Source organism: Alistipes sp. AF14-19 (assembly GCF_003461645.1).
In the GTDB taxonomy this organism is placed as follows: Bacteria; Bacteroidota; Bacteroidia; order Bacteroidales; family Rikenellaceae; genus Alistipes; species Alistipes shahii.
Genome location: NZ_QTXM01000013.1, coordinates 83,611 through 105,669, shown reverse-complemented (window position 1 = coordinate 105,669; position 22,059 = coordinate 83,611). Strand labels below are relative to the sequence as shown.

Below are 22,059 nucleotides of genomic sequence, written 5' to 3'. Positions count from 1 at the left end.
ATCGTAAAATTGGTCTTGTTAAAGATGCTTTATTTTAATTCAACCAACGGGTAGTAAGTAATATAGAACAGCCTAAAATACAAACACCATTTTTGCACCCTATGAAAAATTATACGGTTATCCCCACTGAAGCAGCTGAGAAGCTGCCTCTCAATGATCTTTATGTTTTTACTGCTCTCTGCCTGACAGCACATGATGATAATACAACGGATGTCACCTATGAGCAATTAGCCGGATTTACAGGAAAATCCCTGGGTTACATAAAGGATCATTTTGCCAAAAGACTGAAAAATAGCGGTCTTTGTACCATTGAAGAATTTGTAAGAAACAGCAACAGGCGCAAAAGATATATTTTGCCGTATGTTCCTGAACAATTTAGGATTATCCACAGAGGGGTATTAGAAGATAATAGGCTCTCATCCGAAGAAAAGGGCTTCCTGCTCGCTCTCTATTGCATAGGGTTTAATAATTCATTCAATATGGGACTATCTGCAACGGAAGCCATTAAGAGATTAGGTATTTCAAGAACAGCTTACTACAAACACTTAAAATCTTTACGAGTTAAAGGCTATATAGGGCTTGCTGGTGATTATCTGCAAAATCCTCAATTTGACAATTATCCCGATTCATTAATGCTGACATGTGATTGGTTAGGGCATCAGACTTATAAAGAGTGGTTACATGGGAAAGAACCGTTTGAGTATGACACTACTAAAATGCTATTTATCCTTTATCGGAATTGCTCAGATAAGCCATTATATAATTATAAAACTAAGTGCGCATAAGGGCGGGATTATCCAACTCCTGCCCTTATCCTAAGTAAATGAATCTGTTGGTGTTGGCAAACATTATTATTAATAAGACATTATTTCCTGACCCCTAAGTTCTAACTATTTTATTTTTTTTTCAGTTTTGTCCGCACACGTTTGCCCCAATCACCACATGACCTCTCCCTGCACTCGGCGTGGGGATGGTCCCCCGCCACAACACTTTAATCTAAAATTTGTGGTATGGAAAGCAATCTGAAATTTATCGAGACGTGGGAGGTAGCCCAGTTCAAGGCCCAGCAGGGAGTTGAGAAGCTGGAGGTAAAACAGAATCCCCACACAGGCAAGGTGCTCTTTGTCTATGGCCTTGAAACAGGCCCTTGCAGTCGGAAAGTAGAGACAGGACAGCTGACAGACCCGGTAGTCTCTCAGGTGTGCAATGCCGAGACAGGGGAGATGTTTATGATGCTCCATCAGCGGGGCGAAGGAGGAGCCCCTACATTGGCTGTGTTTTAGACTGATTAGGGATTCTCAGGACAGGCAGGAGGCTTTGGGGCTTTCTGCCTGTTTTTTTATGTTCAGATAGATACACACCTTAATTTCATACATCATGTTAAACATCCGTCCTTCTACAAGAAAGCAGGCCAAAATCAAATTGGCCCTTCAGGGCTGTGCAGGTTCGGGCAAAACCGACTCAGCCCTCCTGTTAGCCTATGGCATGACCTCTGACTGGTCTAAAATTGCCGTCATAGATTCTGAAAATGGCTCTGCCGATCTCTATGCTCACCTCGGGACCTACAATGTGGTCTCCCTCGGTGGTGATTATTCCCCGGAGAATTACATCGAGGCCATCACCTTATGTGAAAATGCAGGTATGGAGGTAATCATCGTGGACAGTATCTCCCAATGCTGGGACTACCTGCTGGATTTCCATGCAGGACTGCAAGGCAATTCCTTTGCAAACTGGGCCAAGGTTACACCCCGGCAGAATGCCTTTGTGCAGAAAATCCTCCAATCTCCCGTGCATATCATCTGTACCATGCGCACCAAGCAGGATTATGTCCTCAATGAAAAGAACGGCAAGATGGTCCCGGAAAAAGTGGGCTTAAAAGCCATGCAAAGGGATGGCATGGACTATGAATTTACCGTCGTTCTGGATATAGACCTCAAACACCATGTGCAGGCTTCCAAAGACAGAACAGGCCTGTTCATGGGCCGTCCCGAGTTCACCATCACTCCCAAAGTAGGCCAAGCCATCCTGAATTGGTGCAACCTCAATCCCCAATCAAACATCATTCAACCCCAAACCCCTCAAAACTATGGAAACAGCGCTCCAACTCCATCCCGTTAGGCAAGAGATTATTCCTCTGCCGACACAACATCCTATCAATATTACACAGCCGCTCAGGACGGATAAGACCACACCCTTTATAGAGGCCAATACCAAAGAGGTTTCAATCCGCCACCTGCAAAGTGATTGTGTGGTCCCGGTTTTCTCCAAAGACAACGAGGTAACCATTTCACACCCTGCCTTTGTGGAGACAGTCCATGAGGCGGCTCAGCAGTTCTTCCGGGGAGAGGCCATCGACAGCCCCGAAATAAGGGTGAGCCATATCATCAAGGGCAGAATCCCCGAGGCTATCCATAAGCCCGTGAATCAGCTTTTGGAGACAGACAAGACCATCTACTATGAGCGGATGATGTTCTGCTTTGAAATCCCCACTATCCACGAGGACATCGACGGAAACCCCTTAAAGCTGACAGTAGGAGGGGTAAGGGCCTACAACCATGAAAACCTCTACAACAAAAAATCTGCGGAGAAATTCAAGGTCTTTGTGGGCTTTCAGAACATGGTCTGCTGCAATATGTGTGTCTCCACGGACGGCTATAAGAGCGAGATCAAGGTGATGAATACACAGGCCCTCTTTCAGGCTGTCATGGAGTTGTTTCAGCTCTATAACCCCGAGAAACACACAAGGCAGATGCAAACCCTTGTGAACTCTTCCATGACAGAACATCAGTTCGCTCAGCTCTTGGGAAAGTCACGGCTTTATCAATGCCTGCCCCAGGAGGATAAAAAGAGACTGCCCCAATTGCTGATGACAGACACCCAGATCAATCTGGTGGCAAGGGCTTATTACCAAGACGAGGCTTTCGGAGTAGATGCACAGAGCCGAGAGATTTCCATGTGGAAGGTCTACAACCTACTTACAGGGGCTAATAAGTCCTCCTACATCGACAATTTTCTGGACAGGGCACTCAATGCCTCGCAACTGGCTGAGGGTATCAACAAGGCTCTGTATGGAGAGAGCGAGTACAGGTGGTTTGTAGAGTAATTCCCGCACTTACTTTCTAAATAATTCAAAAGTATGTGCGTGGGGTTTTCCCGGAAATCCCCTCTGTTATTAACTTACCATCCCAGCTATAAATAGTTTTCTTACCGGAAGTGCTGCGGTCTGTCTATTATCCATTATGATATGAAAGTTGGAGTGTGCGCACTTAATTGCTTATAATAATGGAATCTATCTGCGCATGAGTTGTACATCTATCTCTCTTATATAATGGAAAGATAGGTGTACAGACTCTCTAAAAGAGCGCCGGGAATTATCTTTTGTCTGAAATTTGTGTATTTTTGTGCGTATGGATGACAAGTTGCAACAGATCGACACCCTTTTAGGTGAACTGAATCAATACAGGGCTAATGAGAATTACCGCATCACAGAGGCCCTGGAGATTGAATATACCTATGACAGCAACCGCATCGAGGGAAATACCCTGACCCTCCATGAAACGGATATGGTGGTCAACAAAGGTATTACCATTGCAGGCAAAGGGTTAAGGGAGCATCTGGAGGCTATCAACCATAAAGAGGCCATTGATTTTATTAAGGACGTAGCCCAGAAGAAAGAGCCGATCTCGGAACGTGTGCTTTTGGATATTCACGCCATTGTCCTGCACAGCATAGACAAGGACAATGCAGGGAAATACCGCCGTGTACCTGTCATTATCAGCGGTAGCAAGCATATTCCTCCCCAGCCTTATCTGTTACAGCCCAAAATGGACGAGTTGTTTCAATGGTACGAGGCAAACAAAGATTCCATGCACCCGGTTGTATTGGCCGCTCAGATGCACGAGAAACTGGTGTCTGTTCATCCCTTTATTGACGGGAATGGCAGGACAGCCCGTCTCGTGATGAATCTGATATTGATGCAACACGGTTATCCCATAGCCAATATCAAGGGGGACAATGAGACAAGGCGACGCTACTATGAGACTTTGGAGGAAGCATCCTCGGGAGATAACTCGGCTTTTGTGGAGTTTATCGAAGATGTAGTAATTCAAAGTCTGACGTACTATCTGAAAATCATCCGGGGATAAGCCGGAGATTTGAATACCAATGGGAGGTGTGGAGCGATCCATGCCTCTTTTTTTATTCGGGTGCATTCAGCTATCATTTGAGACGTACCGATTATGCACTATTTTAGAGTACTGAATTTATGAAAGATTTGTATTTGACACTTATCGGAGGGCTTATATTTGTCCTTGTGGCCTACATAAGAGCAGACCCCCGCAAGAAAGAGTAAACATTTTCTCAGATCAATATTGATTTTCTGAAACTTTAAACCGAAATTTGTTGTTACAATACCCCGTTGAGTCGTTGTATTTAAAAAACATTTTCTAACTTTGTGATGCTATCCGCTGGGTAGCGACATATTGATTGATGAAAGTGTTTAGCTTTTATCCTTGACAATAAAATTTGGCGATTTTAAGAGAACAAGGGTAAGCAATACAAACACTCATCACTTGCGTAGCTATATCATCCTCGATATTATCTTCGATTGGAATAAGAAATATTCACAATTATTCCCAATGCGCATCGTAGCATAAAGCATTCATTTACATATCTTTACACATCGGTTTGAGTGCTATTCAGCCCATCGACAAACCGTTCAAACAGAGGATTTTGATGAATATCTGTCGTAAAATCCTTGAATCAATTCTCTAAAGGCATTTCATCCATTTTATTGATTGAAACAGTTGGTCTGAGTTGGACTGACATGGACTATGATGGACTATCATAGACTTACATGGACATATATTTTGGAGTATCTCCTTTCGATTTAAATTGAAATCTATATTCCACTATAATCCATGTCAGTCAACGGTAGTCCATTTCATTTTTTCCAATGTAAATCTGCTTCCTACGAAATAAAAGCTATGTAAGTGATCGAAGGCAGAACCATGATTCAACAATGAAAAATCACAAGAGAATCAAGGAATGTTTCGGCGATTTCGAAAATATTAAATTAACCATAAATCAGAACATGAACGAATACACATTCTATCAAGATCATAAAGGTACGATCTGGCAGCGGAGCCATTTCTCAGTGAATGCCGAGTCTCTAAATGAAGCAAAGCAGATCATAGCAGCCAACAACCTGTCTTCGAACTTCGTCGGTGATCTGGACGACGGACAAACCATTGTTTTCCACAAGTCAGAGTACCTATACGATACTTTGAGCAGTATGGTTCCCGATCATAACCAAGGACATGCCACGATAATCGTTCTCGATTCGAACCATGAGACTATCTGCATGAACGGCCACGATCCGCAGGTGGACCGATCTGTGCGGAAGGAGCTGCGGGTCTTCGCCTGGCCTTACAAACTACTGCCCCGCAATGCTTCCGACGAAGAGATTCTCAAGGCATGGGAGAATGGGCCCATACCAGCCCCGGAAGATGAAAGGGAGATGTCCGAAGTAGAAATATACACGCCTGATGAGTTTTCTGAGAGGATCAATGACAATAAATGCGCTTTCGACAATTATTATGTTCGTTTCATTATAATAACCTTATGAACATGACAAAAATAGCAAAACTGTGTAGCAGTAAGTCTGCTCACACGGATCATCGTTGATGAAACAGATTCCGAAGAGGAGAATCTGGCTACCGCCAAGCCTCAATTTATCTGCAAAATCAACACGGACCTTGGAGATAACGTTGAATTTATCGAAGAAGATACCGAATGTCCTTTCGATCCGGAAACAGATTGAACGCCCGGAAACCTATTGAAACGAACGCTGATTTAGATCAAAATTATAACTCAGAGCATGGCCGAATCAAGCCATGCTTTTTAATTATCCATAACCATGAAAACATTCGCAGATGTAAAACGTAAAATGAGACCCGGCACAAAGTGGCGTTGCATCCATCTTTTCGACAACACAGATATGGGTGTGCGAGCGGTTGGTAAAGCACAAACCAATGCCGTAGCATTCCTTAAACCCGACGGAAAACTTATATGGCTCTTTTGGCCCAAGGCTAAAGACATACAAATCATCGACGAGAATACTTTTATCGTAACAGACAACGGTAGACCTATGCTGAAATATATCTTCGTAGAGTAATAATTTCAGCCATAATACGCTGTAGAAATCTTAAAAATTAAAGCCTATGCAAAAGAAAAGCAAAGGCCGGATATTGAGTATTACACGAATATGTGGGTATTGCGGCAATCCCTTCGAAGCCCATAACAGTACAACTCGCTTTTGTTCAAGAAAATGTTATAACCGGGACTATTATCTCCATCATGCCCAAATTATGAATCTAAAAAGGGCCGAGCTGTATAAAAAAACCTACAAACCTCGAAATCCGGCAAAACCGAATCCTCTACCTGCTTCTGGAGAAATCACTACTCCAGTGGACCTCATTTCCATCAAAGAAGCGGCGAGACGTATGTGTGTATGCAAACAAACGGTGTACAACTTAATCCATGCGAATCAAATCAGGGAAATTCGTTACACCTCACGTTTATCCTATGTAAAATGGAGTGAAATAGTGAATCATTTCAATCACAACAATCCGAAGATTCCGCAAATCACGTTGCCGAAAGGTAAACAGCCGTTGCGCAGGGAAGTAATTGCAAAATTCGAAAAGGCAACGGCAAAAGCAAAACTCAAGGAATCAACTCCGCTGTGGCTAACGCCACAGCAAGTATGCGAAAGATACGATTTATCATCAATCAATATTGTCTACGCTTATGCCAGTAAATTTCATATAGTTAAAAAGAAAGTCCACCGGCATACATTGTATTCAAGCAAAGCCTTTGATGCCGTATTAGAACCTTATCCCGATAAAACGATGCCATCCGGGTATATAACCATAAAAGAGGCTTCACTGAGATACAATCTTTCTCTTACAGGAGTCCGAAAGAGACTTGACATTTTAGGTGTTAAATATACATGGTTTCAGAAATCGATTATTTTTCAGGAAGATGAGTTTGTGAAAAAATCCAAGAGACTTGAAATCGCCTGACAATTACCGCATTACAAAACACAAATAATTGATTGTATGGTTAGTAATAAATAACTTGCAATCCCAAAAAAATATAACATGAGAAGAGTAAAAGTTACAGTTCGCAGCCGTCCGATTTCCGGAGATCGACGCACGCTCTATCTTGATTATTACCCGGCAGTCCGCATTCCCGAAACGATGAAAATGATGCGGCAGGAAACATTGGGCATGTACCTGTATGATAAGCCGAAAAACCAGATTCAGAAACGGCATAATGAATCCACGCTTGCACAAGCGGAAGCTATACGCTGTCTCCGCGTCCAAGCTGTCATCAATGAAGAGTTTGGTTTTCTGGATAAACAACGCCTGAATACGGATTTTCTTGAATATTTCCGCAAAGAAACCCTCATGCGGAATTGTAGTTGGGCAAGTTGCTACAAACACTTCAAGACATTCGTGGGCGGTAAATGTACTTTTGCCCAGATCAATGTCGATTTATGCGTGAAATTCCGGGAATATCTTCTGAAAGCTCCCCGCTTTGATACTTCCGCCAAAGCACTTTCCGTCAATACGGCTTCGGGTTACTACCGCAAATTCCGGGGTTTGCTTGCCATCGCATTACGCGACAAACTGCTGCAGGAAAATATCAATTTGTATCTGGACCGTATCGATGTAAAGCCCAACAAAATTGAATTTCTCACCCAGCAGGAATTGCTCAATCTGTCGAAGGCTCCTTGTGAAATTCCCGTACTCAAAAAAGCGTCGCTTTTCTCATGCCTAACTGGATTGCGATATAGCGACGTGCAGCGCCTCGAATGGAGCAATATCGTTCCGAATCTCGAAGGCACGGGGTATAATATCCGTACACGGACAAAGAAAACACAAGCGGAAATATCTCTGCCGCTAAGTCCGGATGCCTTGGAGCTATGCGGAGAGCGTAGTGACGGCGTAGTTTTCATCGGACTTAACCGCAACATGCTCAATGCTCCTCTGCGCCGGTGGATCTCCGAAGCTGGAATTACAAAACATATCACTTTCCATAGTTTCCGGCACACCTACGCCGTGCTTCAGTTGGCAAGCGGGACCGATATTTACACCGTAAGTAAAATGCTCTCGCATAAGCATGTTACAACGACAGAAATCTACCTCGACCTGCTTGAAGAAACCAAGAGTAAAACCATCGGCCGCATTCAAATCCATAAAGATCACGATCCGGATGCAGCATGAAGAAATAGTACTAACCAATAAAATGTTTAGAAATGGACGAATCCACTAATTTGACATTCAACGACCTGCCGCAGGCAGTATGAATGATAGCGCAAGAACTGAAAGAACTCCGGGAAATGGTCGCGGTATTACAGCCTCCGAAACCCACGCGCCGGCCAATTCTTATCGATGAAGCCTGCAAGATTCTCGGTAAAGCCAAACCTACCGTATATACACTGTCCCGCTTAGGTGAAATTCCCAGTTGCAGACAGGGCCGAAAGGTTTATTTCTACGAAGATGAACTGCTTGAGTACATCAATTCCGGAAAAGTTACTACAGCCCGGGAAATACGGGAAACCGCAGAGCAGGCGCTATACAAAGGCACTCGACGCCGATAAATGATGAATACGGCAGAGACCTCACCATCGAATCAGGTGGTGAGGTTTATTGTTGTCTTAGAAATCTGATTTAAGTTAAAGCTTAAGTTAAAAGAAAGCCCAAAACACATTGTGCATCTTTGCCGTACAAAACGACAACCAACAAGCGGTGAAACAATGGATTCGGAACAACAGTTCAAAGAGATCAGAACCTTATGCGTTCTGATGATAGACAAGCTGGATAAGATTTCGGCTGAATTTCGGGAAATGTTTGGCGCACATAAACGAAACTCCGATGATATTATACTCGATTATCAGGATGTATGTCAGATATTGCATATCAGTCTCAGGCATTTGCGCCGACTGGCAAATTCGAATGAATTACCGGGCTTCAAAATCGGCAGACGGCGTTTCTGGCGTAACTACGACGTGCAGGAATATATTCGCAAGATAGAAAAAAATAAGAATCGCTAATCATATAAGTTATGCCCAAAGAACCAAAGTATAAACTCATCGAAGAAGAAACGCTTCGGGAACTCTTATCCACACAGTTCCAACTCAGCTATTCTATTATCCTGCTCAGCTACATTTGCCAGAGAAATAAACTCGACACGACCCTTACTGCAAACGAAGCGGGTGGCATCATAAAATTATCTCCCCGCCAGATAAATGACGCCCGCAACCGCTGCCTGATACGGGCTGTAAACTGCGGGACATGCAAGCTATACAGCATCTTCGACCTTGCCATGCTTGCTGCGAACCTACACCGGAAACGGATGATTTCAAGTTTGAGACACGTAACCACCTATTCTGCTCAAACACCCCGGGAATCCAAATAATTCCCTCTGCTTTTTCTTTTTAAACTCACCTTTCGAAGGGACAGACCGCTTGTGAAAGCCGTCTGTCCCGCTTTTTTATATTCTTATCCTAATTTAAAAATAATGCTTAAAAAACCACATAAATATGTTAGCACGATTCGGAGGCCCACTATATGTCACAGACGACTATATTCCTGGGATATATACTGAAATTTTCAACATACTGATACTCTCTGCCAGCCCCTCGGAGGTTCAACGACAATTACTACAGTTATGCTCCCGAAAAGGACATCAGAACCCCTATAATTATTTTAAATGGGGATTTTCGGGGTCCTATTTCTGGCTGCAGCAACGATTATCATACTGTTCAAAGGAGTGCTTTGCATTCAAACATCTGACGATAATGACTTATTCCCGGATTAATAAGCTCTTTATCAATAATTAATTCTCTAAGCGAAAATGACTTATGGTAAAAGAACCTTTATATCTGCCCGGTGATAAGCAGGAACTCTTCGACCGTTATTTGGATAAAACGGCTCATGCCGACCTGATTGAACGCCTCCGTGTTATCACCGGAGCCCTTCAAAACAAACTTACACCGCAGAAACTCCGACTACACCGTATCGATCGTACCGACGCAATAACCTTGTTCCACGAGCGACAAAAGCTCACAAAGAAAATGTTTCAAGCAGTAGTGACAGATTTTGCCGTGCGTGTCTGTACGAACCAGATTGAAATCTGCACGCAGCAATTCTATGAAGCGCCTCGCGGGAAAGAAGCCGAGCATATTGCGGCGTCCCGAATTCCCGACTTATGTGACGATACGGAGCTATTGGAACAAATGTACGAGTGGTGGAAAAACCTTCTTCCCGGCCAGAAAAAAGGCATTGCCAAAACCTTCGATGATGACTTTAACCCCGAATGGTGCTTCCGGGACAAAGAAGAAGAAACCATCCAATGTATTGATGCCTGCTGGCGCAGCTTGCCCTTGGAAACGCGCATAGATATATATCACTATTGTGTTTGACACACATAAAACTTAAATCCACCTTTTTGAACGTGAGACACACGTAAAACTGTACAACGAGCCTATGATAAAACCCACCGTTGTAAACCTGCCGCAGAGTTTGAATCAAGCCTCCGGTATAATCTTTCATTTTGCCGGGAGCCATGCGCTCCCGGTTCTTTTTTCCAGTAAAGCATTTCAACATTTACCTTTTAATTCCAATCATTATGTCTAAGAAAATCAATCCGGCAATCGCAGCCGCAGCAGAAACCATCGCACCGGAAGTAGCCCTTGTAGCAACTACCGCAATCGCGCCTTTTCAGGCCATTTCGATGAATCTCGACATCTCTCTGATCGACCCGTCGCCGCTCAATCCCCGAACGATCTTCTCCGATGAAGGGATTCAGGAACTTTCCGACAGCATCCAAAAGTACGGATTGCAATCGGAGATTCTGGTCCGCCCCAAGAACGGGCGTTACGAGCTTATCTTCGGAGAACGCCGTCTTCGTGCCTCAAAGAAGGCAGGACTGACGACCATTCGGGCAAAGTGTGAAGATTTGTCCGACAGTGAAGCGAAGATTCGAGCTTTCATCGAAAATCTGCAGCGCGAAAACCTCACCCCCATTGAAGAGGGTGATGCCTTTGTGCGCCTGCTGGACGAACCCGACATGACTGTGAAGCGGCTTTGCGCCGATCTGGGCAAAAGCGAAGGTTACGTGCGAACACGCATTAACCTTATGAAGCTGATCCCGGAGGTTGTCGAGCTGCTCAACAACAAAGAAATATCCCTCGAAATCGCAAAGGAATTTGCGAACTACAGCAAGGATATTCAGCAGACCGTTTGCAAGGATCATTTCAAGGAAAACGGTTATTTCAGTTGGCGCGGCATCTCAGCCAAAGAATTCTCGGAACGGTTGTATTCAAGATATATGACCCAACTCGACAATTACAGCTTCGACAAGACAGAATGCAACACCTGCGAGTTTAATACCCTTCAGCAGAAGGTGCTTTTCTCCTTCTGCTCAGACTGCGGCGGATGCCAGAAAACATCCTGCCTGCAGGCAAAGAATGAAGCGTATATGGTAAAGCGGAGTGTAGATCTGATTACCAACGATCCGCGCGTGCATCTGATGAAAACCACTACCAGCAACAAAGCCGTCGTAGACCAACTGACGGAGATGGGACACGATATTTCGGACCTTGAAAAGTCGGTTTACAATTACGACAACGGCCCGCGAATGCCGCAAAAGCCGGATGCCGAGGAATCAGGGGATGCCGATGACTACCAGTGTGCGTTGGAAGAGTACGAGAAAGATCTGGAGAGGTTCAAGGAAAGATGTACCGAGCTGGAATACAGCGTCACGGAAGGAAAGGTTCTCAAATATGCCGTTATCGAAGATACGGATGTTAAAATCTACTATGAGAAAGTCCGCGCAGAGACAACGACACAAAACGGTGTAACCGTTACCACCGTACCCGTGGTACCTGCAAAGGACCTCAAGCAGAAAGATGAACGAAACCACGAGATTTGCATCACGCACATCACCAAAGAACTCAAAAAGGTCCTCCACTGCGAAAAGAAGGATTTCCCCAAGACGGAAATTACACCCCGGGAACAGCAATTTTTCCATTACATTCTCCTGAGCAAAATTTCAGATAAGCACCGGGAAATACTGGGTCTGAAAACCGACTATTCGTCCAAGACAACCGAACGGATGAAATATGCCGCAAACCTCACAGACGAACAGAAAACGATGCTCATGCGTATGACGATCATGTCTTACTGCGACGACATGTACGAGTACAACTGCAAACCCGATTCGGCGAACAGCGCGATCATCACCGAATTTTCCACCCTGCACTTCCCGGATCAGGCCAATCCTATCATTGACCGGTACAAAGGCATTTTCGAAAAACGCCATGTCAACCTGGTTAAGCGCATCGACGCTATCGAGAAACAAGCCGAGAACATGCGCATTCAATCGATGTTCGAAGCCGGGGCCCTCTGGAAAATGCCGGACGGCACTATTCTTAACATTCTGACCGGCGAAATCCTCGACGAAAACGTGGTTTTCCATGCCCTGCCGGATGCCGAAATCCCGGAGTATCCGATCGAAGAACAACCGGAGGGCGACTTCCCCGAACCGGACATTGAGGAACCCCAGACCGAGGATGAGCCCGAAGGAGAGTATCCGGATGACCCCTATGAGTTCATCCCCTTTGAGGACGCTGCCATGAAGACGGGCAAAGGCCAGAAGTCCAAGGCAAAATCCAAGGCGAAACCGAAGGCCAAGACGATGCGTATTTCTCCCAAGAAAACCAAACTCGCAGCCTGATATACATCACACACTTATCGAAGGGGACGGATTAATCCGTCCCCTTTTTATTTTTTATGTACGGGAAACACAGACCCGCCGTACACGGGCAATCCTAATGAATAAACACACAAACCCTCGTGCAGCGCTATTTGCACAACGTGTCCGGGGATCACTCGAATGCTACCGGAGCCTGCATCTGGTAACATACGATTACGGCTCATCGCCGTCATTGGCCTATTGGATCGGAAAGCAGAAAAGGGCTGCCGAAAATCTACACTTTCTATCCAATGGTATACGATTGAAGTACATCGCTGAGCTTAGGCAAAAAACCTCCATTCTCTACCGTGCGAAGTACCGGTTACAAAGGCAACTGCAGCGAGTTGCCGGCAGTGTGATGGCGTAAATCATCCATCAGATTCACTGATCCTGACATTCAATTTTGAATTAAAATCTGAAATCAATATGACAAAAATCGGAAAGACCATGATTACGGTCAAAGGCGAAATCCATCCGGTAGAGATACATTATAACCGGGAACGAAAATTCTTTTACCGGGGTGTGCCCGATGAAGTTATCGCACTCTCGTCGTTCAGAAACCGAGACTATGCCAGTGAGAAAGAACTTACCCAAGCCCTGAGCATCGCACTGGAACAGTACCATGAGAAAATCAAAGTCCAACGCAAGATGATCCTCTATACTCTCTTTGGATCTTCCGCTCTGATCCGGGAACGAATCGAACAGGGCATGTACGGCGGGCAAAAAGAAGGTGTGAGTTCAAAGTTCGAGACTTTAATGTATGCACAATATCTGTTCGGATTTAATTTCGACATATTATTGGAAGTAAGCGAACAAAGAGTCGAATATTACTATATGAAGGAAGATGGCACAGCCGGACGTCGCATGTCACGACCTTTTAATAGCCAGATGTGCCTCATTGAATGGACTCCCCAACGAGAGCAGTTTTTCCGGGATATGGCCTCCCAACTACAAAAACTCATCTGCTCGGTTTCTGAATTCTTCGACAAGCCGGACATGCTGGAACTGATTGACAACGAGATCGTGCGGTTATTGAAGTAATAATAGCCGGACCCAACCTCTCCGGTTGGGCTTGTTTCCACACCCAATACATGATCGACCATGCAGACTGACATTCTCTCATACGATAAATACTTGGTTCAGTTCAGCGGCGGAAAAGACAGTTCCGCCGTTTTTCTTTACTTGCTCGAAGAAGGGGTTTCGCTTAACAAAATCGAACTTTGGCACCAAGACATCGACGGCTGCGGGGTGGCTTTCTTCGACTGGAAAATAACCCGCAATTACTGTCGCTGTTTTGCCCATGCTTTCGGAGTGCCTCTCTATTTGCAATGGAAAGAAGGCGGATTCCAACGGGAACTCTTGCGCAAGAATGCACGCACGGCCCCAACCTGCTTCGAACTTACGGATGGTACGGTGGCCTGCAGCGGTGGGAAACGCGGTAATCCCGGAACCCGGATGAAATTCCCGCAGCTCTCAGGCAGCCTCAGAACCCGATGGTGCAGCGCCTACCTGAAAATCGACGTTTGCACGGCCGCAATCGTAAATCAAAGCCGGTTCAAGGGGTGCCGCACACTGGTACTCTCCGGGGAACGGGGTGAGGAATCTCCCCAGCGTGCCCGATATGCAATATGGGAACGGGACCCCTCCGATCTGAGAGAAAGCCTGAAAAATGCTCGCCTTGTAGACCGCCACCGGCCCATCCGGGATTGGCCGGAAAAAAAGGTTTGGGCAATACTGGAGAAATACCGCATTCGCGTACACCCATGCTACTACATGGGCTGGTCCCGGTGCAGTTGCCTGTTTTGCATATTCGGGAATGCCGACCAGTATGCCAGTGCTGCGTGCATAGAACCTTTGCGTATGCAGCAGCTTATCGACCTTGAACAGGTCCTCGGATGTACTGTGAAACGTAACAAAACACTCCTCGATTTATGTAAAACCGGGAGACCTTATGCAGCCATTGATGAACAGCTCCGGGTACTTTCTTCGCAGGAGTATTATGACCTCCCGGTTATCATGCCATCGCGCGAGAAATGGATATTACCGGCCGGGGCTTTCGCCAAAAAGTAAATCGACGCAAAAAATTAATCACATGACAAGAACAGAATACTTACAACGCCCCTTAATCAAAGACGTTGTTTATGAAATCACCCCTGACAAAATCCGGGTATCAAACACCAACACCGTGTTTGTTGAAGCTCGAAACTGCCGACGGCTAACCCTGCAGGAGGTACGGCAGCATTTTCGGGAACTGCAGCAAGCTGCCAAAACATCTGGGAAAGTACGTTTGAAAGGCGTTACCAGATTTATGCCTGCGATCCGCGACCTTTATCCGAAATACTGCGCTGCCTGCGACAATATTGAAGGTCGCTTTAAAGAGCTGGCCGAACTCGTCCGTCGTATGCAGAAAGATGGAATTCATCAAGGGTATATATACGATGAACTTTTCGATGCCATCATCGAAAAACGGAGCGAAATCACACGGTGTAAATACTGTGACAATGACTATTATTCCCAATTTCTATATTATGATAAGCGAGTCTGTGATGCACTTCAGGACAGGCCGTGGGAGAATGAAGAATTTGCAGACTGCAATATAGTCGTTGCCTAAACTGCAAAACATTTACTCAGAACAAAAGTATAATATCATTAAAATCCACCTCCATGAAATCCATGGAAAATAAAACTTTAGAAGAGTTAGATAACTTGGAAAACGACTACATCGCCCGGCATTGGGACACGCGCGGTCGGCACGAATCGGATATGGAACTCAACGACATCGCCCGTGCGAAAATTGCGGCAGTAAAACGAGATCATGGAATCTGCTTTTTAGCCAAATTTAACCCCGCCAATACCGAATCTATCTTCGTGCCCTATGATGGCAGACTGATTTATAACTTCGAATACGACATCGCCGTACCCGTGGAAGATGAAGAACTGAGGCGTCTTTTAATTTTGTTGAATGATCGGCAAGCCCAGAACTATTCATCCATCATGGAACGAATATTTAACAGGGCCAGCGAAATCGGAGGTGTAGTGCTTATGTGGGTATAGCTAAATCATCATTCTACAAACTCATGGAAAAACAATCCTCTGCCCGGAAACGCCGGGCATCCGCTCTCTGCAGCCAGCAACATCATCCTCGGGATGATCCTTCGCACCATAATCCGACCATGAATCATATACAGAGAATTCAAAGTCCTTTTCCCGGGCTATGGCCCGACGGGAAGCTGAGATGTATCGATTCAGCCACAACCAGAAAGACTGGTGTCGAAATTCGTGGTATCCTTGATATTCTGGTGGACCTGAACATCACAGGACTCTACACGGCATTCTTTCATTTCCATGCACACGTTGGAGAACTCGAAATCATTATTTTCCAAGGCCGCTGGAGTATTTTCAAAAGTCCTGTGTGGCAAGTTCAGATAGATTGCCGGGAGTATCCTTTGATTAATATTAATACCGGTCAGCCGTTTTATGTCCCAGCTTTCCTTGAAATGCTTATTCTATGGGTCCAGTGACAATTTCCCGAATAGATTTAATCGAATCGAAGATAATCATGCATATATCTCATCTAACTCATGCTTAATCTCGCAGAGCGCAAGATGCAAATGATTGGCAACCGTTTTATGCGATATATTCAATCTATGAGCTATCTCGTGGTAATTGAGCCCATCGCGCCTGCTCATCAGAAAAACATTATACCTCTGCCGAGGCATTTTACGAACCAGCATGCGAACATGACTTTCAATTTCGGAAGCAAAGTAATATGCCTCGATCTGTGATATTCTTGGCTCAGGCTTGAGATGTGATCGGTAATTACGCTCCACGGCATACCCCCTGAGATAATCGAATGCGGCATTTTTTCCGATATGGTATATATATGCCCGGAATGAATTTATTGCCTTCATCTGTTTCCGAAGAATCCAAATCTTTATGAAGATGTCTTGCACGATGTCCTCTGCAGCAACATCCGATTTAATAATAAATGCAATATATTTTTTGAGTCCCGGCTGGTATCTCGTAAACAAAATTCGGAACGCTTCGTGATCTCCGGACGATAACCGGATTAATCTTTCTTTGTCGTCATCATACTCCATGTAACACCCACAAATTAGTAATATAATCAGACAAAAAGGCTTCCATTCTCTGATGTACAAAGAATGGAAGTCTTTTTGCCTCTTGAATGATAAATTACATCACCTCGTCATAAGATGTCCTAACGTAGACTTAGACGAATATTTGGGGATTATTTCAGTTTGAGTATTTTTTACTCACCGACACAAATCCTGATCATTTCGTGTATCTATATTTTCCAGAATGCTGTAATTGACTCCCAATAAAACAAAAATACATTTATTTACCGGATTATTGTACCCGATGCCGATTGCATAACGTTTTTATTTTAAACACAATTTTGATCTGCGTTGACTTGCTTATCATGCGAATCAACCAATTCGGGAAATATATGCTATATCAACGGTTATCGAAGTGTTTATAAACTCCGCAAAGGTCCCATATTGCCCGAATCTCATCACACTGTATCTCAACCTTTACGGAATCTGAATTAATATCGTGGAGACATAGACAATCTGATGCAGAGCCTTCACCGACAATACACAACAAACGAATCCGGGACGAAATAACATAGTAAATCCTGCCGAAAATAATTGAATCTACAGTGATTTGCCGAAGAAACAGGATCGTGTGTTGGAGATATTTCTCAGACATTGTATCGTTGCCCTCAAAATATGCTGCGACTTGTGCCCCGTTTGCTACCATCTCGGAAATGACCAGCTCTCTTTCAGGTCTTTTTTTCATTGGACAGTCTATCGACCAAACCGAATTATAATACGGAACACGCATTACACCGGGAATGCCATCCACGTCATCGATGCCAAACATCAGCCATGGAATCGAGTATTCCGGAAACTTCTGATTAATTCTCCGGGCGACATCGATGCTTATCTTGTTGTTACCCCGCTTTATCTGATAGAGATTTTCCCCGCGCAACAGACCGATATGTTTTGCTAAATAATTAGTTGACATATTGACATCCTTCAGCACCGTTTCAATCCGCCGCCAACAATCATTGTTCTGTTTTGCCATTTATGGTGTAATTTTCCGAATTTTAATTCCGTACAGCAGATTGCTCCAATTTCCGGATACAAATTAAGTAGAGGATTCAGATAACATATAATGCAGAGCAAGCTGCTTATAGCTATAGTAATAGAACGGTTATAAGATAGCTAAAAGTTTTGATTATTGATACGGTCAAAACCGTATGCAGACGATTAATGGTAGCATTTTTGCAGGTTTTAAGTTATGCGATCCTGCCATAAAAAAAGTGAGCGGGGCCCTTGCAATCAGCGAGGTACTTGGAGGAAACCCGAAGCAATGCAAGTGAAAATGCCCACGCCCACATATCGTAGCGTAGTAATATACCACAACCGGGCGTGGGACACACGACCCGTCGGGCTACTTTTCACTTCGTCACTTCTAAAAAAACCTCCAAGTTTTCTCTGAACGAAGGCGTCGCCTATTGGCGGGACGCACTTCAAAGGTAATACTAAAAACTTATTCAGCCAATATTGGACGATTTTTTTGTTCCGTAGTATAGTTTTCGCTATTCACTATTCAACCCCGTCAACTTAGGTAGTCACGAATAAATTGAAATCTCCCGTTCTGAAATCCATACCGCTACAGGACGATTTTTCGACTTTTTCTGCTTGTAATCTCAATGTAAGTAAAATTATTTTTTAATACATTGAATACCAGCATGGTTTAACGGCTAATGTAAGGTTGTTGCAGCTTGGTGTTTCGGGATTTATCTGCTAACTTTGAAATACACGTCGGCTGATAAACCTATGGAAAAGATGTCGCTCAAAAAAGGAATAATCTGCATCCTCATTTTGCTTTGCGGATTCCCATTGCATCCGGCCGACGGCCAACAGGCCTGCCGGACGCTGAACCCTGTGCAGGTCGAATCCCGCAGCCGGCATTACCGGCAGGCATATCTCGAAATGGCCGATATGCTCGACGGCAAAATTCCCTTGAGCATAAAACGTGCGGTCTTCCTTGCGGAGTGGGCCTACCTTGACGGCGACCTCGATTATGATGCCTATTGCTATGGTATAGATACGGCCGTCGCGTTTTTGCAAAGGTTCATTGTGGCAAACGGACTCGAACGCTATAAGACCGGGAAGAATCTGGCGCTCACGGAATACTTTTTTCGTCCTTATTCCGGGAACGGGCATAAACCCTTCACCTACGATTTCGACGATACCGGGGGCCAAGCCGATTTTACGAAACAGTTCGTAACCAAAGTCATGCGGACGCACAGCGGGCAGTGTCGTTCCCTGCCGATGTACTACAAGGTGTTGGCCGAGACCCTCGGCGCCGAAGCATATATCGCGTATGCCCCTGCCCATGTGTTTATCCGCTACCGGAACGAGGATAAGATGTATCCCGAAGAGTGGGTGAACGTGGAACTTACCACGCACCAGATTACCCCGGAGTTCTTTTACAGGGAGCATTTCGAGATCAGCGACAAGGCCATCGAGAACAAGATCTATCTTACTCCTCTGACGGATCGTGAAACCGTTGCGGCGCAGCTTGCCGACCTCGCGTTCGGATATTGGAACAAATTCAAATGTTACGACGAATTCACCCGATGCTGCACGGAGAAATCGCTGGAATACTATCCGCAGCACCCCAAAGCGTGCATTATTCTGGGCAAGTCTCTCGATGCGGCCCTTGTAAAACATCTGAAGGAAAACGGGTATAAGGAGGACGCTTGCACCCGGCAGATTGAAGCGCAATCGGCCGCTCTTTACGAAAAACTGAAAGCATTAGGCTGGGAAGATATGAGCGAGGAACTGCATGACAAACTCGAAAAAGGCAACGAAGAGGGGATGAAAATGCAGGAAGCAACCACCCAATAAACTGCCGATACAATAACCCTTAAAATTATACGATTATGAAACCTAAACTTTTGACCTCAGCGATTTGCATTATCGCATTATTTTCAGTAGATTTGACATACGGCTATCATCCGATTTCACCGTATGCGTATTGTATGGGAAATCCTATTCGATTTGTCGATCCTGATGGACAGGATGTTTGGGAAATGGATTATAATGGAAGGGTAAAATGGATAAGCCAAAGTGAAGAACATACCATGTATGCTCTAAACAAGGATGGTAATAGAACTGGACAATCCATTACGATCCAAGACAGAGCTATTTTTGATGGCCTTACGGCCACAGGAGAAGCAAGCGATTATGCGGCGAGCTTTACAGGAGGAAATCCTACCGAATTAGCTTCAGTCTTTCTTTTTGGCGCAGATAACTCAAATGCTGAATGGAGATTTAGCCGGTATGACGAAGGCAATGGAGACCAATATGCGATTGGAACCGTTCATAATGATGGTTTGGCAATTTCGCCCGAACAGATGGGGTTTGCACGCGAAAACGAGATCGCTTTTATCCATTCGCATCCCGGAAATTATAAATCGGTAACAGGTCCGTTTAGTGAGCATAGCAGCATGGGGTCGCTGCCCGGTGGGAGAATAATACAACCGTCCGACTCTTGGAATGTTTACAATAACTCCGACCGTTATCCGGGTAACAGGAACTCATTCGTGTATTTTCCGAATTCCAGTAATATATATCATGTACGAGGCGTGCAGGCACCTGCATTAATACGAAATGTGAGTAACCACAATTACAATGGTAGGAAACTATTTTGGGGAACACTTAATGGCAGATAATCTATGAAAAAAATCGTTTTATTATTCACTGTGTTAGTACTTTTTGCTGGATGTAAACACAGGAAAGCTATTCGAGTGGAAGATGAAACACCACAAAATAGTGAGGAATCTTTTGTTTTACATCCCACAATAATGGCTGCTATTAAGGAATTTGGATTGAGTAACCATACGGACAGAATCTATGCAGTTTATTTTACCGATACGAATGACGGATTTACCATGCTGAAGCAAGATACGCTTATCTACCTGTCATTTTTGGAAGAAACACCCTTAATTGATGCAAATTACAAAGGTATATTGGATATAGATTCCCTTTCGGTTGCAATTTTTGATAAAAACAGTTGTGGAAATAATTTTTATGATTCGACAAAACTTTCCACTATCCCGTTGAGTAACCTGAAAAAAATCCCCGAACACGAAATTAAACCTGTAGCCGCATGGGGAGTACAGGCGGATAGTATAATAAGATGGGTCGCTCCATAATGACGGAGTGCAACAAAGCGGGAGAACTTAGCGGTAACTTCTTTTACGGCTGACAATAATTTGTCAGCCTTTTCCTCTCCCTACCTCCAATATGGTCGAATACACTTTTAAAGAACGAACAACAGAGGATTGATAAACTAATTGAATAGCTACAATCCGAGATTTTGTTGTTCCGCAACCGGTTCAATAATTCCTTCGTCAAAAGGATCTCCATAGTTGAACTTCTGCCTCACGGGCCATGCCGTCATTTCTTCTTCGGGATATACCGTGAGCAGATCAGTGACGGCTTCCTTCGAAGCGATCGTCGGATCGAGCCACAAACGCTCCTGCTCCGAAGTGAGTATCTTCGGCATCCGGAAGGGATTACTGCCGCCGTTGTGGATCTTACGCATCATGGCGTTGGCATCGGTCGTAATCAAGACGAACGACAGCACCTTCTCTCCGGTCTGGGGATTCGTCCATTCGTCCCAAAGCCCGGCGATCGAGAAAATTTCCTGATCCTTTAAAGTGGTATAGTAGTACTGCGCCTTTCCGTTCGGCAGTCTGTGCGGCTCGAAAAATCCGGTTACGGGAATGATGCACCGGTTATGCTGCCACAGCATTCGCCACGGCCACTTCTCAAAAAGGGTTTCGGCCCTTGCGTTTTTGAACAGGTTTTCCCGGTTATAACGTTCTGCATCCTCAGGCTTCGCCATTCGTGGAATCAGCCCCCATTGCATTACTTGGAGTTTGTCGCTCCCGGAAACAATGACACATTGCGGCTCGGCGTAAGCGGGAATGACGTATATATCCTCGGCCAATCGAATGTCGTAGACACTAACCTTGTGTTCGGGGCCGGCTTCCTGCCTGGCCCTTTCTTCCTGTTCCTGCTCGGCGAGTATCTGCCGGGCTGCTTCGATAATATCCAACTGCTTGCCGTACTTTTTAGCTACGGCTGCCGCATTTGCTGATAGAGAGGTGAAGAAACACATAAACAAAGATTC

At 44.8% G+C, this 22,059-nt stretch carries 24 protein-coding genes; 21 read left to right on the top strand and 3 right to left on the bottom strand.

Going from position 1 to position 22,059, the window contains the following annotated elements:
- Positions 1-101: 101 nt before the first annotated feature.
- From DWW03_RS11680 to DWW03_RS11590, 18 genes are all read left to right on the top strand, one after another.
- The gene (locus DWW03_RS11680; RefSeq protein WP_022061195.1) at positions 102-785 is read left to right on the top strand and encodes a hypothetical protein; all 684 of its coding nucleotides are present in this window, start codon (positions 102-104) and stop codon (positions 783-785) included.
- A gap of 225 nt (positions 786-1,010) precedes the next feature.
- Positions 1,011-1,283 carry a hypothetical protein gene (locus tag DWW03_RS11675; RefSeq protein ID WP_118406784.1) on the top strand — a complete coding sequence of 91 codons (273 nt, stop codon included), beginning with the start codon at positions 1,011-1,013 and terminating at the stop codon, positions 1,281-1,283.
- A 94-nt stretch (positions 1,284-1,377) separates the two neighbouring features.
- Positions 1,378-2,118, top strand: coding sequence for an AAA family ATPase (locus DWW03_RS11670; RefSeq protein ID WP_118406783.1), 741 nt, complete (start codon positions 1,378-1,380; stop codon positions 2,116-2,118).
- A complete protein-coding gene (locus DWW03_RS11665; RefSeq protein WP_022061198.1) occupies positions 2,087-3,103 on the top strand; it encodes a DUF3871 family protein in 1,017 nt (338 codons plus the stop codon). The genes DWW03_RS11670 and DWW03_RS11665 overlap by 32 nt, the downstream gene beginning before the upstream one ends.
- 304 nt (positions 3,104-3,407) lie before the next feature.
- Positions 3,408-4,145: a Fic family protein gene (locus DWW03_RS11660; RefSeq protein WP_022061199.1), complete on the top strand. Its 738-nt coding sequence runs from the start codon at positions 3,408-3,410 to the stop codon at positions 4,143-4,145.
- 947 nt (positions 4,146-5,092) lie between these two features.
- Positions 5,093-5,626 (top strand): hypothetical protein, encoded by a 534-nt coding sequence (locus tag DWW03_RS11655; protein ID WP_147344317.1) that lies wholly within the window; start codon positions 5,093-5,095, stop codon positions 5,624-5,626.
- A gap of 291 nt (positions 5,627-5,917) precedes the next feature.
- Positions 5,918-6,175, top strand: a complete 258-nt coding sequence (locus tag DWW03_RS11650; protein WP_042493551.1) for a hypothetical protein — start codon at positions 5,918-5,920, stop codon at positions 6,173-6,175.
- A 46-nt stretch (positions 6,176-6,221) separates the two neighbouring features.
- Positions 6,222-7,082: a hypothetical protein gene (locus tag DWW03_RS11645; protein ID WP_014775755.1), complete on the top strand. Its 861-nt coding sequence runs from the start codon at positions 6,222-6,224 to the stop codon at positions 7,080-7,082.
- A gap of 78 nt (positions 7,083-7,160) precedes the next feature.
- Complete coding sequence (locus DWW03_RS11640) at positions 7,161-8,288, top strand: site-specific integrase (RefSeq protein WP_014775756.1); 1,128 nt, start codon at positions 7,161-7,163, stop codon at positions 8,286-8,288.
- Positions 8,289-8,371: 83 nt separating this feature from the next.
- Complete coding sequence (locus DWW03_RS17090; protein WP_081488101.1) at positions 8,372-8,665, top strand: helix-turn-helix domain-containing protein; 294 nt, start codon at positions 8,372-8,374, stop codon at positions 8,663-8,665.
- Between the two features lie 204 nt (positions 8,666-8,869).
- Positions 8,870-9,118 carry a helix-turn-helix domain-containing protein gene (locus DWW03_RS11630; protein WP_181989626.1) on the top strand — a complete coding sequence of 83 codons (249 nt, stop codon included), beginning with the start codon at positions 8,870-8,872 and terminating at the stop codon, positions 9,116-9,118.
- 810 nt (positions 9,119-9,928) lie between these two features.
- A complete protein-coding gene (locus DWW03_RS11620) occupies positions 9,929-10,489 on the top strand; it encodes a hypothetical protein (RefSeq protein ID WP_014775760.1) in 561 nt (186 codons plus the stop codon).
- Positions 10,490-10,695: 206 nt separating this feature from the next.
- Positions 10,696-12,804: a ParB/RepB/Spo0J family partition protein gene (locus DWW03_RS11615; RefSeq protein ID WP_181989625.1), complete on the top strand. Its 2,109-nt coding sequence runs from the start codon at positions 10,696-10,698 to the stop codon at positions 12,802-12,804.
- Positions 12,805-13,248: 444 nt separating this feature from the next.
- Positions 13,249-13,863, top strand: a complete 615-nt coding sequence (locus DWW03_RS11610) for a hypothetical protein (protein WP_014775762.1) — start codon at positions 13,249-13,251, stop codon at positions 13,861-13,863.
- A 60-nt stretch (positions 13,864-13,923) separates the two neighbouring features.
- A complete protein-coding gene (locus tag DWW03_RS11605) occupies positions 13,924-14,892 on the top strand; it encodes a phosphoadenosine phosphosulfate reductase family protein (RefSeq protein WP_014775763.1) in 969 nt (322 codons plus the stop codon).
- 22 nt (positions 14,893-14,914) lie between these two features.
- Positions 14,915-15,433 carry a hypothetical protein gene (locus tag DWW03_RS11600; RefSeq protein WP_042493554.1) on the top strand — a complete coding sequence of 173 codons (519 nt, stop codon included), beginning with the start codon at positions 14,915-14,917 and terminating at the stop codon, positions 15,431-15,433.
- Between the two features lie 53 nt (positions 15,434-15,486).
- On the top strand, positions 15,487-15,876 hold the full coding sequence (locus DWW03_RS11595) for a hypothetical protein (protein ID WP_014775764.1): 390 nt from the start codon (positions 15,487-15,489) through the stop codon (positions 15,874-15,876).
- 23 nt (positions 15,877-15,899) lie between these two features.
- Complete coding sequence (locus tag DWW03_RS11590) at positions 15,900-16,343, top strand: hypothetical protein (protein ID WP_147344316.1); 444 nt, start codon at positions 15,900-15,902, stop codon at positions 16,341-16,343.
- A gap of 36 nt (positions 16,344-16,379) precedes the next feature.
- Here DWW03_RS11590 and DWW03_RS17085 read toward each other — a convergent pair whose 3' ends face one another.
- Both DWW03_RS17085 and DWW03_RS11580 read right to left on the bottom strand, forming a co-directional pair.
- Positions 16,380-16,922, bottom strand: coding sequence for an RNA polymerase sigma-70 factor (locus DWW03_RS17085; protein WP_042494050.1), 543 nt, complete (start codon positions 16,920-16,922; stop codon positions 16,380-16,382).
- 376 nt (positions 16,923-17,298) lie between these two features.
- Positions 17,299-17,931, bottom strand: coding sequence for a transcriptional regulator (locus tag DWW03_RS11580; RefSeq protein ID WP_014775766.1), 633 nt, complete (start codon positions 17,929-17,931; stop codon positions 17,299-17,301).
- 767 nt (positions 17,932-18,698) lie between these two features.
- Here DWW03_RS11580 and DWW03_RS11575 point away from each other — a divergent pair.
- Genes DWW03_RS11575 through DWW03_RS11565 form a run of 3 tightly spaced genes read left to right on the top strand, consistent with a single transcriptional unit; the run spans position 18,699 to position 21,076 of the window.
- On the top strand, positions 18,699-19,766 hold the full coding sequence (locus DWW03_RS11575) for a hypothetical protein (RefSeq protein WP_014775767.1): 1,068 nt from the start codon (positions 18,699-18,701) through the stop codon (positions 19,764-19,766).
- A 35-nt stretch (positions 19,767-19,801) separates the two neighbouring features.
- Positions 19,802-20,593, top strand: a complete 792-nt coding sequence (locus tag DWW03_RS11570; protein WP_014775768.1) for a JAB-like toxin 1 domain-containing protein — start codon at positions 19,802-19,804, stop codon at positions 20,591-20,593.
- Positions 20,594-20,596: 3 nt separating this feature from the next.
- Positions 20,597-21,076, top strand: a complete 480-nt coding sequence (locus DWW03_RS11565; protein WP_014775769.1) for a hypothetical protein — start codon at positions 20,597-20,599, stop codon at positions 21,074-21,076.
- 149 nt (positions 21,077-21,225) lie between these two features.
- On the opposite strand, the gene DWW03_RS11560 is transcribed toward DWW03_RS11565, so the two are convergent.
- Positions 21,226-22,047, bottom strand: a complete 822-nt coding sequence (locus DWW03_RS11560; RefSeq protein WP_014775770.1) for an SOS response-associated peptidase — start codon at positions 22,045-22,047, stop codon at positions 21,226-21,228.
- Positions 22,048-22,059: the final 12 nt, after the last annotated feature.